This window comes from Pseudomonas sp. DWP3-1-3b3, from assembly GCF_049896305.1.
Lineage (GTDB): Bacteria > Pseudomonadota > Gammaproteobacteria > Pseudomonadales > Pseudomonadaceae > Aquipseudomonas > Aquipseudomonas azotoformans_A.
In genome coordinates, this window is sequence record NZ_JAFCUA010000003.1 from 581,103 (window position 1) to 594,526 (window position 13,424).

General features: G+C 61.0%; 11 protein-coding genes and 4 tRNA genes. 10 read left to right on the plus strand and 5 right to left on the minus strand.

Going from position 1 to position 13,424, the window contains the following annotated elements:
* Nucleotides 1-9: 9 nt before the first annotated feature.
* Entirely contained in the window at nt 10-936 is a 927-nt protein-coding gene (locus ACP7BX_RS12625) for a DNA/RNA non-specific endonuclease (protein ID WP_426126795.1), read from the minus strand.
* 128 nt (nt 937-1,064) lie between these two features.
* Between ACP7BX_RS12625 and ACP7BX_RS12630 the strand changes: the two genes are divergently transcribed.
* Together ACP7BX_RS12630 and ACP7BX_RS12635 are read left to right on the plus strand one after the other, a co-directional pair.
* Nucleotides 1,065-2,129, plus strand: coding sequence for a M4 family metallopeptidase (locus ACP7BX_RS12630; RefSeq protein ID WP_426126797.1), 1,065 nt, complete (start codon nt 1,065-1,067; stop codon nt 2,127-2,129).
* A 14-nt stretch (nt 2,130-2,143) separates the two neighbouring features.
* The gene (locus ACP7BX_RS12635) at nt 2,144-2,449 is read left to right on the plus strand and encodes a protealysin inhibitor emfourin (protein ID WP_033901819.1); all 306 of its coding nucleotides are present in this window, start codon (nt 2,144-2,146) and stop codon (nt 2,447-2,449) included.
* Between the two features lie 3 nt (nt 2,450-2,452).
* On the opposite strand, the gene ACP7BX_RS12640 is transcribed toward ACP7BX_RS12635, so the two are convergent.
* The gene (locus ACP7BX_RS12640; protein WP_426126799.1) at nt 2,453-3,652 is read right to left on the minus strand and encodes an MFS transporter; all 1,200 of its coding nucleotides are present in this window, start codon (nt 3,650-3,652) and stop codon (nt 2,453-2,455) included.
* Nucleotides 3,653-3,762: 110 nt separating this feature from the next.
* On the opposite strand from ACP7BX_RS12640, the gene ACP7BX_RS12645 reads away from it, so the two are divergent.
* Nucleotides 3,763-4,671 carry a LysR substrate-binding domain-containing protein gene (locus tag ACP7BX_RS12645; protein ID WP_426126801.1) on the plus strand — a complete coding sequence of 303 codons (909 nt, stop codon included), beginning with the start codon at nt 3,763-3,765 and terminating at the stop codon, nt 4,669-4,671.
* Nucleotides 4,672-4,702: 31 nt separating this feature from the next.
* Here the strand turns inward: ACP7BX_RS12645 and ACP7BX_RS12650 are convergent, their stop codons facing one another.
* Nucleotides 4,703-6,085, minus strand: a complete 1,383-nt coding sequence (locus tag ACP7BX_RS12650) for an aldehyde dehydrogenase family protein (RefSeq protein WP_426126803.1) — start codon at nt 6,083-6,085, stop codon at nt 4,703-4,705.
* A 103-nt stretch (nt 6,086-6,188) separates the two neighbouring features.
* On the opposite strand from ACP7BX_RS12650, the gene ptrR reads away from it, so the two are divergent.
* Nucleotides 6,189-7,064, plus strand: a complete 876-nt coding sequence (ptrR, locus tag ACP7BX_RS12655; protein WP_038845568.1) for a putrescine utilization regulator PtrR — start codon at nt 6,189-6,191, stop codon at nt 7,062-7,064.
* Here the strand turns inward: ptrR and ACP7BX_RS12660 are convergent.
* Complete coding sequence (locus ACP7BX_RS12660) at nt 7,061-7,270, minus strand: hypothetical protein (RefSeq protein ID WP_314529848.1); 210 nt, start codon at nt 7,268-7,270, stop codon at nt 7,061-7,063. The two genes, ptrR and ACP7BX_RS12660, sit on opposite strands and share 4 nt — an antisense overlap.
* Before the next feature lie 100 nt (nt 7,271-7,370).
* Nucleotides 7,371-8,567 carry an amino acid aminotransferase gene (locus ACP7BX_RS12665; RefSeq protein WP_426126805.1) on the minus strand — a complete coding sequence of 399 codons (1,197 nt, stop codon included), beginning with the start codon at nt 8,565-8,567 and terminating at the stop codon, nt 7,371-7,373.
* A 343-nt stretch (nt 8,568-8,910) separates the two neighbouring features.
* On the opposite strand from ACP7BX_RS12665, the gene uvrB reads away from it, so the two are divergent.
* From uvrB to ACP7BX_RS12695, 6 genes are all read left to right on the plus strand, one after another.
* A complete protein-coding gene (gene uvrB / locus ACP7BX_RS12670; protein WP_038845574.1) occupies nt 8,911-10,926 on the plus strand; it encodes an excinuclease ABC subunit UvrB in 2,016 nt (671 codons plus the stop codon).
* 200 nt (nt 10,927-11,126) lie between these two features.
* Nucleotides 11,127-12,608: a glutamate--tRNA ligase gene (gltX, locus tag ACP7BX_RS12675; RefSeq protein ID WP_015884987.1), complete on the plus strand. Its 1,482-nt coding sequence runs from the start codon at nt 11,127-11,129 to the stop codon at nt 12,606-12,608.
* A gap of 147 nt (nt 12,609-12,755) precedes the next feature.
* Nucleotides 12,756-12,831 (plus strand) — tRNA-Ala (locus tag ACP7BX_RS12680).
* A gap of 78 nt (nt 12,832-12,909) precedes the next feature.
* Nucleotides 12,910-12,985: transfer RNA gene (locus tag ACP7BX_RS12685), tRNA-Glu, on the plus strand.
* Nucleotides 12,986-13,035: 50 nt separating this feature from the next.
* A tRNA-Ala gene (locus ACP7BX_RS12690) sits at nt 13,036-13,111 on the plus strand.
* A gap of 77 nt (nt 13,112-13,188) precedes the next feature.
* Nucleotides 13,189-13,264: transfer RNA gene (locus ACP7BX_RS12695), tRNA-Glu, on the plus strand.
* Nucleotides 13,265-13,424 lie beyond the last annotated feature (160 nt).

A 13,424-nucleotide genomic window follows, 5' to 3' on the forward strand; every position in this document is an offset into this window, starting at 1 on the left:
CAGCGAGGGTCAGAGACGAATGTCTTCAGGCCCCTGTATCAGCGCTTCAATCCGCGTGCCGGTGGCGCGCTCTTCGTTGCTGAAGCCGTCGTAGTCGGCCAGGTTGCCGAAGCGCAGACCGGTCAGGCGCTCTATCTGGATCACGCTGCGCTGGTAGGTCCTGAGCTGGCCGAACACCAGCTCAAGCTGGCCCAGTTCGCGGCTCTGGTCAATCATGTAGGCACTCGCGCTAGGCTTGCCGTTGTCGCTGAGGTAGGCGACCACTTTCCAGAACGCCTTGGGGATCTGCACGCCTCGGTACATTCGGTCGTCGTCGGCGAACACCGGGCCGGTAAACACCGTGGCGCGGGCTTTCCAGCGTTGGGTGTTATCGAGGATGTAGTCTTCGAGCTCCAGCCAGGTCTTCTGGTTGAACCCGCTCATCTGCGGCGAGCAGTTGGTGAAATGGAAGGTGTCGAGGTTGGCGGTTTGCGCCTCGTCGCCCCAGTTGGGGTCTTGTCGGCGGACCAGGTGGCCGCGATCCAGGCCATTGCTGGCATACAGCGCTTCGCCCACCTGCGCATCGACGGGTAAGCGGCCGTCATAGGCCCAGGCGTCGTTGCTGCGAATGATGTCGACGTGCTGACCACCATCGATGTTGACGCCCACATACAGCGCAAGCCGCTTGGCGCGTGACATCGTGATCGAGAAATGCGTGTAGTCCAGGCGCTTCTGTGCATCCTCCGCCAAGGCCACTTCCACCGTGGGCCAGGGCACCCCGAAGCTGCCGAGAAAGTCCTCGACGTAGCCGCGCCGGCCCTTCAAGTCTTTGGCGGGGGTGACGCGTGGCGTCGCCGCCCGTGCCTCCAGCAACGTGGGACTAGGTGCGATCAACGGGCGCAGGTCAGCGAGCCTGGGGCGGTATGCAAGGTCGGTTTTGGTTTTACGTGCTGGCATCGGTCAGTCCTCCTTGGATAAACACGACTGCAACATAGGTTAATGACAATTGATGACATGCGTTAACCCCTGGGGACTATCCTGAATCGATGACCCGGACGTTGTCACCTGCCAGATGGAGCCAGCCCATGTGTGTTTGTCAGCCGCATCGCCATCCGATTTTTTGCTTGATCCCGCCCTATATGCTCGACCAGATCGCGCGCAACGGTGATAAAGCGCAACGGGAGGTCGCGTTGCGCACCCGCGCCAAGGACACGACGTTTCGCTCGTTGCGCATGGTCGCCGAACCTGCCAAAGGACCGGCGCACATGGCGCTGGCCATGGGCGGCGATAAGCGCCGCTCGATCTACAGCGCCGAGGGCACCGACAGCCTGCCGGGCACGTTGGTGCGTGGTGAGGGGCAACCCGCCAGCGGGGATGCCGCGGTGGACGAAGCCTACGAGGGCTTGGGCGCCACCTTCGATTTTTTCGACCAGGTCTTTGATCGCAACTCCATCGACGACGCCGGTATGGCGCTGGACGCTACGGTGCATTTTGGCCAGAACTACAACAATGCCTTCTGGAACTCGACCCAGATGGTGTTTGGCGATGGGGATGCGCAGTTGTTCAACCGCTTCACGGTGGCGCTTGACGTAATTGGCCATGAGTTGGCCCATGGCGTCACCGAGGACGAGGCCAAGCTGATGTATTTCAATCAGTCCGGAGCGTTGAACGAGTCGCTGTCGGATGTGTTCGGCTCGCTCATCAAGCAATATGCCTTGAAGCAAAGCGCGCAAGACGCTGATTGGCTGATCGGCAAAGGGCTGTTCACCCAAAAGATCAAAGGCACCGCCCTGCGCTCGATGAAAGCCCCCGGTACGGCGTTTGACGACAAACTGCTGGGCAAGGACCCTCAGCCGGGGCACATGGATGATTTTGTGCAGACCTACGAGGACAATGGCGGGGTGCATATCAATTCCGGTATTCCCAACCATGCGTTCTATCAGGTGGCGACCAAGCTCGGCGGGTTCGCCTGGGAACGGGCCGGGCGTATCTGGTACGACGCGCTGCGGGATGCCCGGCTGCGGCCCAACTCGGGGTTCCTGCGCTTTGCGCGCATCACTTACGATGTGGCAGGCCGCCTCTACGGCGCGAACAAGGATGAACAGAAGGCGGTCAAGGACGGTTGGAAGGCGGTCGGCATTTCTGTCTGACGTGAGGAACAGCCATGCAAATTTCGATCAAGGAAAACGGCGGCCCCGGTTATTTTCCGGGCTTGGCCAAGCCACAGACGGTGGAGTTGGACGCGCTGCCGGAGCAAGACCAGCAGGAACTGCGGCGGCTTGTCGAGGCGTGCGATTTCTTTCAATTGCCGCAAAGCCATGCACCTGCGCCTGGTAATCCGGGCCAGGTGCATTACACCCTGACGGTGAAGGAAGACGAGCGCGAGCACACCGTTTGCGTGCTTGCGCCGGTCAAATCGCAGGCGCTGGACGGGTTGGTGCAGTGCGTGCGTCGGCATGTCCGTTGCTGAGGTTCAGGTGGGAGCGTTCACCCTGGCTGCCAGCGACGCACCGAGGCTGTAGAGCAACCCGCCGGCGATAACGAACAGCGCGAGCATGTAGAACATGGTGGGGGCGGGGTGTGTCGCCAACACCATCCCGCACAGCACCGGGCCCAAGGCCGCGCCAACGTTGCCCAGGTTTTGCGCAGCGTAGTACATGCCCCGCAGATGATCGGGGGCGATGATGTCGATGAACATGTACTCGGCAGGGAACACGATGATCTCTCCCAGCGTGAAGACCGTCATGGATACCACCCAGAACATCAGCGAGGTGGACAAGCCGAACCCCGCCAGGCCGACGATGAACATGCCCAACCCACCTGCGAGCCACAGATTCAAGTGCTGATGGGTGATTCGCTTGCCGATCACGTATTGCAGGCTGATCACCATCAGCGCGTTGGTGGCCACCACGCTGCTGATTATCCGGTATGCCATTTCAGGTGTCGTGGTGACGATCAGATATTGCGAGAGGTAAGCGGTGAATTGGCCGAACACCACGGCACTGAGTGCTCCGCCCAGGGTAAAACACACCAGCCGGTAATCACTGAGCAGCACTTTGCCAACCGCCAGGAACGGCGCGCCGGGCTGGCTTGTGTCCACGGGCATTGCGTGCTTGTCACCCCACACGGCGTAGACGATGAAAAAACCGGCGCCCAGTATCGCCGACGCCAGGAAGGGCAGGCTGATGGCGAGCGCGGCCAATCCCGCACCGAGAAAAGGGCCGACGGCGTAGCCGATGTTGGTCAGGGTGTATTTGATCGAAAACGCCTCGCTGCGCGCATCGACAGGCAGTAGCCGGCCAAATCCTGATTTGACCGCGATATCAATGACAGCGTACGCCAGGTTGATCGCGACCAGGCAGGCGTAGAACACCCACAGGTCCCGTGCGGCAAACGCTGCCAGAAACCCGCAAGTGAACACCGCGCAGCAGCCCAGGATCAAGCGGTAGCCTGGCTGGCTGTCCACCAGGAAACCGCCGTACAGGCTCAACAATGAGCCGAGGATCAGCGAACTGCCGATCACCAAGCCGATGTCGGCGACGTCCAATTCGAACTGGCTCGACAGGTAGATCACCAGATAGGGCAAGGTGATGGCCCTGGCGAGGGTCAACACCAGTGACGCACTCAGCAGCAGGTTGACGGTCAAGGGGTAGTTTTTCAGCGTGGTCAGCATCCGAGCCTCAGTACCGGTTTCATTGACCATAGCTTACTGTTGAGTTGAATTCTGATTTAGGATGTTAATTATCAGTTTTGCTGATCTAAATTCACAAATGCGGGGCATGCATGTTTTCTTCCGAACGCTTGAAAGGGATTGATGTGTTTGTGTGTGTCGCGGACTACGGCAGCTTTACCGCCGCTGCCGAGAAAATGAGCCTGACTGCCTCGGCCATCAGCAAAAGCATCGCGCGGCTCGAAACGCGCCTGGGCGCTCGACTGTTCCTGCGCACAACGCGGCGCTTGTCCCTCACTGAGGCCGGCGTGGCGTTTTACCGTACCTGTACGGGGGTGCTGGCTGACCTGGAGGAGGCCGAGCTGTCGCTGCGCGCCGAGCAAAGCGAGCCGCGTGGACGTGTGCGCATTGATCTGCCCAATGTGTTTGGGCGCGTGCGGGTGTTGCCGGTGCTGCTGCCTTTGCGGCAGGCTTTTCCGTCCTTGGTGCCGCACATTTCCTTCGGTGACGGGTTAGTGGACCCATTCAAGGAGGGGGTGGATCTGGTGGTGCGTGTCGGTGAAGCGCAGGGCTGGCCAGAAACGATCGAACAGCGGGTGCTCGCGCACGAATGGCATACGTTGTGTGCCTCGCCGGATTACTTGGCGAACCATGGCACCCCGACGTGCGAGCGTGAGCTTGAACGGCATCAGTGCCTCGCCTACGGCTGGGTGGACGGACGCGTCAGCCCCTGGAACTTCGCCGGTGAACAGGGCGCTGCACGGCGCTGGCAGATGGCGCCGCACCTGGTGATCGGCAATGGCGATGGCTTGATGCAGGCTGCGTTGGCCGGTTGTGGGATCGTGCAACTGCCGTCGTGGGTGGTCCGGCCATCGCTGGAGGAAGGCAAGCTGGTTGAGGTGCTGCCGCAACTGGCTACCGAGGGGGCTGCGATCAGGCTGGCCTGGGTCAGGAATCGCCAGGCGTTGCCCAAGGTCAGTGTGGTGCTGGAAGCCTTGGTGGCGGGGCTGGGAGGGCGATAGCCACGACCCTTTCCCGCGCCACCCAAGCGTGTTACTTGCGGTCCAGCCACACCGTTTGCGCGTTGCAGAATTCCCGCACGCCAAAGTGCGACAGCTCGCGGCCGAAACCACTCTTTTTCACCCCACCAAACGCTACCCGAGGGTCGGAAACGCTGAAGGCATTGACGAAGATGCCGCCGGTTTCCAGCTGGTTGGCGATGTCGCGCGCCTTGGTCGGGTCGGTGGTGAAGATGCTCGCCGTGAGGCCGAACTCGCTGTCATTCGCCAGGGCCACCGCATGGTCGGCGTCGCGGGCGGTGATGATCGAAGCGACCGGGCCGAACAGTTCCTGTTTGAACGAGGTCATCTGGTCGGTGACGCCTGCCAGTACGGTCGGCTCGTAGTAGTTACCGGCGCCGGGTACTTTATTGCCGCCCAGCAGCAGGGTCGCGCCTTCTTCCAGGGTGGCCTGGACCTGGCCGTGCAACTCGTCGCGCAGGTCGAAGCGCGCCATCGGGCCGATGTAGGTGGTGGCTGACATTGGGTCGCCCATCACTAAGGCACGGCTCGCCTCGAGGAATTTGGCGGTGAAGGCTTGCGCTACGCCTTCCTCGATGATCAGGCGTTTGGCGGCGGCGCAGACTTGGCCGCTGTTTTGGAAGCGCCCGATCAGCGCGGCTTGCACGGCGGCGTCGAGGTCGGCGTCGTTGAGCACGATAAAGGGGTCGGAACCGCCCAGCTCCAGCACGCATTTTTTCAGCGCGGCACCGGCCTGAGAGCCGATGGCGACGCCGGCACGCACGCTGCCGGTGAGGGTGACGGCGGCGATGCGCGGGTCGGCAATAGCCTTGGACACGCCCTCGTTGGTCACGTTGACCACTTCAAACAGGCCATCGGCGAAACCGGCCTTCTGGAACGCCAGCTGGATCAGATAGGCGCTGCCCATCACGTTCGGCGCATGTTTGAGCACGTAGGTGTTGCCGGCCAACATGGTCGGCACGGCGCCGCGCAGCACTTGCCATACCGGGAAGTTCCACGGCATCACGGCGAAGATCGGGCCCAGTGGGCGGTATTCGATCTGGGCGCTGCCGTTGTCCACCAGCGTCGGCTCCGGGGCGAGCATGGCCGGGCCATGAGCGGCGTACCACTCGCTGAGTTGCGCGCATTTTTCGATTTCGGCACGGGCCTGGGCGATGGGTTTGCCCATTTCCAGGGTGATCATCTGCGCCATGTCTTCGGCTTGTTCACGCAGGGCGCTGGCCAGGCTCAGCAGCAACTCGGCGCGCTGGCTTACCGGCTGGCGGCGCCAGGTGCGGAAGGCGAGGGTGGAGCGGTCGAGGGCGGCGTCCAGTTGCTGCGCGGTTTCATACGGGTAGCTGCCGACCGTTTCGCCGTTGGCCGGGTTGATCGAAAGGGCGTGGGTAGTCGCGTTCATGGCACCGTCCTGCTGAGTGAATTAAGTGGGTTCAGCCTACGGGGCTATCTCTTTTCTGGAAACTGAATAATATTAAGCAATATATTCACGATTGGAGAATGATGTGGATCTGGTGCAACTGGAAATCTTCAAGGCCGTTGCCGAGCAAGGCAGCATCAGTGCCGCCGCGCAGTTGATTCATCGGGTACCGTCGAATCTGACGACGCGCATCAAGCAACTGGAGCAGGACTTGGGTGTGGAGTTGTTCATCCGCGAGAAAAGCCGCCTGCGTCTGTCACCGGCCGGGTGGAATTTCCTCGGTTATGCGCGGCGCATCCTCGACCTGGTGCAGGAAGCCCGCGCAACCGTGGCGGGCGAGGAGCCCCAAGGCGCGTTTGCCCTGGGTTCGCTGGAAAGCACGGCGGCGGTGCGTATCCCGGCGTTGCTGGCGGCGTACAACCAGAAACACACCAAGGTCGAGCTGGACCTGAGTACCGGGCCTTCGGGCACCATGATCGAGGGCGTGTTGTCCGGGCGGCTGACGGCGGCGTTCGTCGACGGCCCGCTGCTGCACGCGACCCTGGAAGGCGTGGCGGTGTTCGAGGAAGAGATGGTGGTGATTGCGCCGCTGCATCATGCGCCGATCACCCGTGGGCAGGACGTGAATGGCGAGAGCATCTACACCTTTCGCTCCAACTGTTCATACCGGCATCACCTGGAACGCTGGTTTGCACAGGACGGCGCGGTGCCGGGCAAGATCTTCGAGATCGAGTCCTACCACGGCATGCTCGCCTGCGTCAGCGCCGGTGCGGGCCTGGCGCTGATGCCACGCAGCATGCTCGACAGCATGCCGGGGTCGACGGCGGTGAGTGTGTGGCCGCTGACGGACAACTTCCGGATCCTGCACACCTGGCTGATCTGGCGGCGGGGGACGGTGTCGCAGAGTTTGAACAGTTTTGTGAAGTTGTTGGAGGAGCAGGGGGCGATTCGTGCGGCTTAGCCGCCCAATTGCAGGGTGCCCATCGCCAGCTTCGCCATCAGTGCAGTCGCACCCAATTGCAACAGCCATAGCGCCAAACCACCGAGAAACACACCCAGCGCCACTTGCAGCACCAGGCTTTTCTGGCGCTTGGGTTGCGGTGCGCGTGGGGCGTAGTCATGCAGTTCGTCGCGGTCGGCGCGCAGGTCCAGGTCGTCGTTTCTCATAGCATTCTCACAGCAAAGGGGCGGTCAAGGTTCAGTCTAGGGGCTGGAGACGAAAAAGGGGAAGCCATCGGCTTCCCCTTCTGGTGCAACAGCTGCAGGTTTACAGCACCTGAACGATTGCCTTTGTGACTGCATCAATGTTCGACTGGTTCAACGCCGCCACACAGATACGGCCAGTGTCGAGGGCGTAGATGCCGAACTCGCTGCGCAAGCGGGTGACTTGCTCAACGGTCAGGCCGGAGTAGGAGAACATCCCACGCTGGCGGCCGACGAAGCTGAAGTCGTGGCCGGGAGCAGCCTTGGCCAGTTCGGCCACCATCTGCTCGCGCATGCCACGGATGCGCAGGCGCATTTCGGCCAGTTCGGCTTCCCACTGGGCGCGCAGTTCAGGGTTGTTCAGTACCGCTGCAACGATCGCCGCGCCGTGGGTCGGCGGGTTGGAATAGTTGGTGCGGATCACGCGTTTGACCTGGGACAGGATGCGCGCGCTTTCTTCCTTGGAGTCGCCGACGATGGACAGTGCGCCCACCCGTTCGCCGTACAGGGAGAACGACTTGGAGAACGAGCTGGACACAAAGAAGGTCAGGCCCGATTCAGCGAACAGGCGCACGGCGGCGGCGTCTTCGTGGATGCCGTCGCCAAAGCCCTGGTAGGCCATGTCGAGGAACGGCACCAGGTTCTTGGCCTTGATCACGTCCAGCACGTTCTGCCAGTCGGTCGGGCTCAGGTCGACGCCGGTCGGGTTGTGGCAGCAGGCGTGCAGCACCACGATGGACTGGGGCGGCAGGGCGTTGAGGTCTTCGAGCAGGCCGGCACGGTTCACGTCGTGGGTGGCGGCGTCGTAGTAACGGTAGTTTTGCACCGGGAAACCGGCAGTTTCGAACAGGGCGCGGTGGTTTTCCCAGCTCGGGTCGCTGATGGCGACGACGGCGTTTGGCAGCAGCTGCTTGAGGAAGTCAGCACCCAGTTTCAGCGCGCCAGTGCCGCCTACCGCTTGCACGGTGGTGACGCGGCCGGCGTTCAGCAGTGGCGACTCATCGCCGAACAGCAGGGTTTGCACGGCCTTGTCGTAAGCCGCGATGCCGTCGATTGGCAAGTAGCCACGGGCGGCGTGTTGCGCCACGCGAATGGCTTCCGCTTCGGCAACGGCACGCAAGAGTGGAATCTTCCCCTCCTCGTTGCAGTAAACGCCCACGCCAAGGTTGACCTTGGTGGTTCGTGTATCGGCGTTGAATGCTTCGTTGAGGCCCAGGATTGGATCGCGTGGTGCCATTTCGACAGCGGAGAACAGGCTCATTTTTGCGGCAGCTCTATGGGGGGTAGGAGGGACGTGTCGCGCTCCAGCCGAATGCACTAGAGCGGTGCACAAACGGGGAGTTAGTATAGAGACCATCACCGCCTGAGGCGACAGCCGAAACGGCTTTTCGGCCAAGTTTTTCGGTTTATTTGCTGACCGTTAGTCTTATTGCAACATTGATCGGTAAAGGCGTGTAGGACGATTGCCTTGAAACCCGTCACATTCGCCACCACTTCTACAGCTATCATGGTTTTTTCCTGCAACCTGCGATGATTATTCGCGGGTTGCTGAGCTATTTCGTCCCTGGCGGTTTTGAGTCTGGGGTGACTTCACGAGGTACGTTATGTCGGATTTCCAGCTCGTCACCCGCTTTGAACCCGCCGGCGATCAACCGGAAGCCATTCGCCAGATGGTCGAAGGCATCGAAGCCGGGCTGGCGCACCAGACCCTGCTCGGGGTGACCGGGTCGGGCAAGACCTTCAGCATCGCCAACGTCATTGCGCAGATCAACCGGCCCACCCTGGTGCTGGCGCCGAACAAGACACTGGCGGCGCAGCTCTACGGCGAGTTCAAGGCGTTCTTCCCGAACAACGCGGTGGAGTACTTCGTTTCCTACTACGACTACTACCAGCCCGAAGCCTACGTGCCGTCCTCCGATACCTTTATCGAGAAGGATGCGTCGATCAACGACCACATCGAGCAGATGCGGCTGTCGGCGACCAAGGCCTTGCTGGAGCGCAAGGACGCGATCATCGTCACCACCGTGTCGTGCATCTACGGCCTGGGCAGCCCGGAAACCTATCTGAAGATGGTGCTGCACGTCGATCGCGGCGACAAGCTCGATCAACGCGAGCTGTTGCGCCGCCTGACCAGCCTGCAATACACCCGCAACGACATGGACTTTGCCCGCGCCACCTTCCGCGTGCGCGGCGATGTGATCGACATCTACCCGGCGGAATCCGACCTGGAAGCGATCCGCATCGAGCTGTTCGACGATGAAGTCGAGAGCCTGTCGGCCTTCGACCCGTTGACCGGCGAGGTGATCCGCAAGCTGCCGCGCTTCACCTTCTATCCGAAAAGCCACTACGTGACCCCGCGTGAAACCCTGATGGGCGCCATTGAGGGCATCAAAGTCGAGTTGGCCGAGCGCCTGGAGTACCTGCGTTCCAATAACAAGCTGGTGGAAGCCCAGCGCCTGGAGCAGCGCACCCGTTTCGACCTGGAGATGATCCTGGAGCTGGGCTACTGCAACGGCATCGAAAACTACTCGCGTTACCTGTCGGGCCGCGAATCCGGCGCGCCGCCGCCGACGCTTTACGATTACCTGCCGCCTGACGCGCTGCTGGTGATTGACGAGTCCCACGTCAGCGTGCCGCAAGTGGGCGCGATGTATAAGGGCGACCGTTCGCGTAAAGAAACCCTGGTGGAATACGGTTTCCGCTTGCCGTCGGCACTGGATAACCGGCCGATGCGCTTTGATGAGTGGGAGTCCATCAGCCCGCAGACCATCTTTGTGTCCGCCACGCCGGGCAACTATGAGGCCGAGCATGCCGGCCGCGTGATCGAGCAACTGGTGCGGCCGACCGGCCTGGTCGACCCGGAAATCGAGATCCGCCCGGCGCTCACCCAGGTCGACGACCTGCTCTCGGAAATCACCAAGCGCGTGGCCCTGGAAGAGCGGGTGCTGGTCACCACGCTGACCAAGCGCATGTCCGAAGACTTGACCGACTACCTGGCCGACCACGGTGTGCGCGTGCGCTACCTGCACTCGGACATCGACACCGTGGAACGCGTGGAGATCATCCGCGACCTGCGCCTGGGCACCTTTGATGTGCTGGTGGGCATCAACCTGCTGCGTGAAGGCCTGGACATGCCGGAAGTGTCGCTGGTGGCGATTCTCGATGCGGACAAGGAGGGCTTTTTGCGCTCTGAACGCTCGTTGATCCAGACCATCGGCCGTGCGGCACGGAACCTCAATGGCCGGGCGATTCTCTATGCGGACCGCATTACCGGTTCCATGGAGCGGGCGATTGGTGAGACCCAGCGCCGTCGCGACAAGCAGATTGCGTTCAACCTGGAAAATGGCATCACGCCCAAGGGCGTGTTCAAGGACGTTGCCGACATCATGGAAGGCGCCACCGTGCCGGGCTCGCGCAGCAAGAAGCGCAAAGGCATGGCCAAGGCCGCCGAGGAAAGCGCCAAGTACGAGAACGAACTGCGCTCGCCGAGTGAGATCACCAAGCGCATCCGCCAGTTGGAAGAGAAGATGTACCAGTTGGCGCGGGACCTGGAGTTCGAGGCGGCGGCGCAGACGCGGGACGAGATCGGCAAGTTGCGGGAGCGGTTGCTGGCTGTTTGATCTTGTAGGGGCTGTGATGGCCTCTTCGCGAGCAAGCCCGCTCCCACACTTGACCGATTTCCGACATGAGAATGCGGTCAACTGTGGGAGCGGGCTTGCTCGCGAATGCAGGCACCTCGGTCTGCCAGAACCCCCCAAGCTGGTGTTACCATTCGCCCCTTGTTTCAATTTTCAGTTTTATCGCCCATTCGAGACCTGCCATGACCACCGTCCGCACGCGCATCGCGCCATCGCCCACTGGGGATCCCCACGTCGGCACTGCTTACATCGCCTTGTTCAACTACTGCTTTGCCAAGCAGCACGGCGGTGAATTCATCCTGCGGATCGAAGACACCGATCAACTGCGTTCCACCCGTGAGTCGGAACAGCAGATTTTCGATGCCCTGCGCTGGTTGGGCATTACCTGGGCCGAAGGCCCGGACGTCGGCGGCCCGCACGGCCCGTATCGCCAGAGCGAGCGCAGCGACATCTACAAGCAGTACACCCAGCAACTGGTCGACATGGGCCATGCCTTCCCTTGCTTCTGCACCGCAGAAGAACTGGACCAGATGCGTGCCGAGCAACAGGCCCGTGGCGAAACCCCACGCTACGATGGCCGTGCGCTGCTGCTGTCGAAAGAGGAAGTGGCCCAGCGCCTCGCGGCCGGCGAGCCTCACGTGATCCGCATGAAAGTACCAAGCGAAGGCGTGTGCGTGGTGCCGGACATGCTGCGCGGTGACGTCGAGATCCCGTGGGACCGCATGGACATGCAAGTGCTGATGAAGACCGACGGCCTGCCGACGTACTTCCTGGCCAACGTGGTCGACGACCACCTGATGGGCATCACCCACGTGCTGCGCGGCGAAGAGTGGTTGCCATCGGCGCCGAAACTGATCCTGCTCTACGAGTACTTCGGCTGGGAACAGCCGCAGCTGTGCTACATGCCGCTGCTGCGTAATCCGGACAAGAGCAAGCTGTCCAAGCGCAAGAACCCGACTTCGGTGACGTTCTACGAGCGCATGGGCTTCATGCCGGAAGCGATGCTCAACTACCTGGGTCGTATGGGCTGGTCGATGCCGGACGAGCGCGAGAAGTTCTCGTTGCAGGAAATGGTCGATAACTTCGACTTGTCCCGCGTGTCCCTGGGCGGGCCGATCTTCGATATCGAGAAACTGTCGTGGCTCAACGGCCAGTGGCTGCGTGACCTGCCGGTGGAAGAATTCGCCAGCCGCGTGCAGCAGTGGGCGTTGAACCCTGAGTACATGATGAAGATCGCGCCGCTGGTGCAGGGCAGGGTGGAGACCTTCAGCCAGGTCGCACCGTTGGCCAGTTTCTTCTTTGCCGGGGGCGTAAATCCGGATCCTAAGCTGTTCGAGTCGAAGAAACTCTCCGGTGACCAGGTTCGCCAGCTGATGCAGTTGATCCTGTGGAAGCTGGAAAGCCTGCGCCAGTGGGAGAAAGATGCGATCACCGCGACGATCCAGGCGGTGGTGGAATCCCTGGAACTGAAATTGCGCGATGCCATGCCGTTGATGTTTGCCGCGATCACCGGGCAGGCCAGTTCGGTGTCGGTGCTGGATGCGATGGAAATCCTCGGCCCGGACCTGACCCGTTTCCGCCTGCGCCAAGCCCTTGATTTGCTTGGTGGTGTGTCGAAGAAAGAAAACAAAGAGTGGGAAAAGCTGCTGGGCGCTATCGCTTAAGCACGCGATTGAAACGGCGAAACCCCGGTTTTCCGGGGTTTCGACGGTAAGTGATTGTTATCCCGGCAAAAAATTTTGGAAAATGTTGAAAATAAATTTGACACACTTCCAAAGCGCCATTAAGATTCGCCCCGTCCTCACCGATGAGGGGCTATAGCTCAGCTGGGAGAGCGCTTGCATGGCATGCAAGAGGTCAACGGTTCGATCCCGTTTAGCTCCACCAATTTACAGGTTCAAGGTCTGGCCACACCGTCCTTGAATCGATCAGCTCTCAGCGCTGATCAGTTGTACAGAAGGTTTTGTCCCCTTCGTCTAGTGGCCTAGGACACCGCCCTTTCACGGCGGTAACAGGGGTTCGAGTCCCCTAGGGGACGCCAGTTTCAACAAGCAGTTCGCAAGGCCTGCTGCGTCGCGAGACGAAAAATCCGGGGCTATAGCTCAGCTGGGAGAGCGCTTGCATGGCATGCAAGAGGTCAACGGTTCGATCCCGTTTAGCTCCACCAATTTACAGTTCCAAGGTTCCGGCCACACCGTCCTTGGATCGATCAGTCTCAGCCTGATCAGTGTACAGAAGGTTTGTGTCCCCTTCGTCTAGTGGCCTAGGACACCGCCCTTTCACGGCGGTAACAGGGGTTCGAGTCCCCTAGGGGACGCCACGATTACCCGCTCTGCGGGATTTTTAAGGGTCATTCAATTATTGAATGGCCCTTTTGTTTGTCTGGCGTTTGGCCAAATCTCTCTTTAATCCCCTTCTTCTCTTCTGACCAGCGGTCACGCCTGTGGCTTGCCAAATATTATTATGGTAATAATATTCAA

Bases quoted from the DNA above. Each gene is read 5' to 3' on its own strand.
- ACP7BX_RS12645 (WP_426126801.1), top strand. From the start codon at position 3,763: ATGTTTTCTTCCGAACGCTTGAAAGGGATTGATGTGTTTGTGTGTGTC.
- uvrB (WP_038845574.1), top strand. From the start codon at position 8,911: ATGTCGGATTTCCAGCTCGTCACCCGCTTTGAACCCGCCGGCGATCAA.
- ACP7BX_RS12625 (WP_426126795.1), bottom strand. From the start codon at position 936: ATGCCAGCACGTAAAACCAAAACCGACCTTGCATACCGCCCCAGGCTC.
- ACP7BX_RS12660 (WP_314529848.1), bottom strand. From the start codon at position 7,270: ATGAGAAACGACGACCTGGACCTGCGCGCCGACCGCGACGAACTGCAT.
- gltX (WP_015884987.1), top strand. From the start codon at position 11,127: ATGACCACCGTCCGCACGCGCATCGCGCCATCGCCCACTGGGGATCCC.
- ACP7BX_RS12665 (WP_426126805.1), bottom strand. From the start codon at position 8,567: ATGAGCCTGTTCTCCGCTGTCGAAATGGCACCACGCGATCCAATCCTG.
- ACP7BX_RS12650 (WP_426126803.1), bottom strand. From the start codon at position 6,085: ATGAACGCGACTACCCACGCCCTTTCGATCAACCCGGCCAACGGCGAA.
- ACP7BX_RS12635 (WP_033901819.1), top strand. From the start codon at position 2,144: ATGCAAATTTCGATCAAGGAAAACGGCGGCCCCGGTTATTTTCCGGGC.
- ACP7BX_RS12630 (WP_426126797.1), top strand. From the start codon at position 1,065: ATGTGTGTTTGTCAGCCGCATCGCCATCCGATTTTTTGCTTGATCCCG.
- ACP7BX_RS12640 (WP_426126799.1), bottom strand. From the start codon at position 3,652: ATGCTGACCACGCTGAAAAACTACCCCTTGACCGTCAACCTGCTGCTG.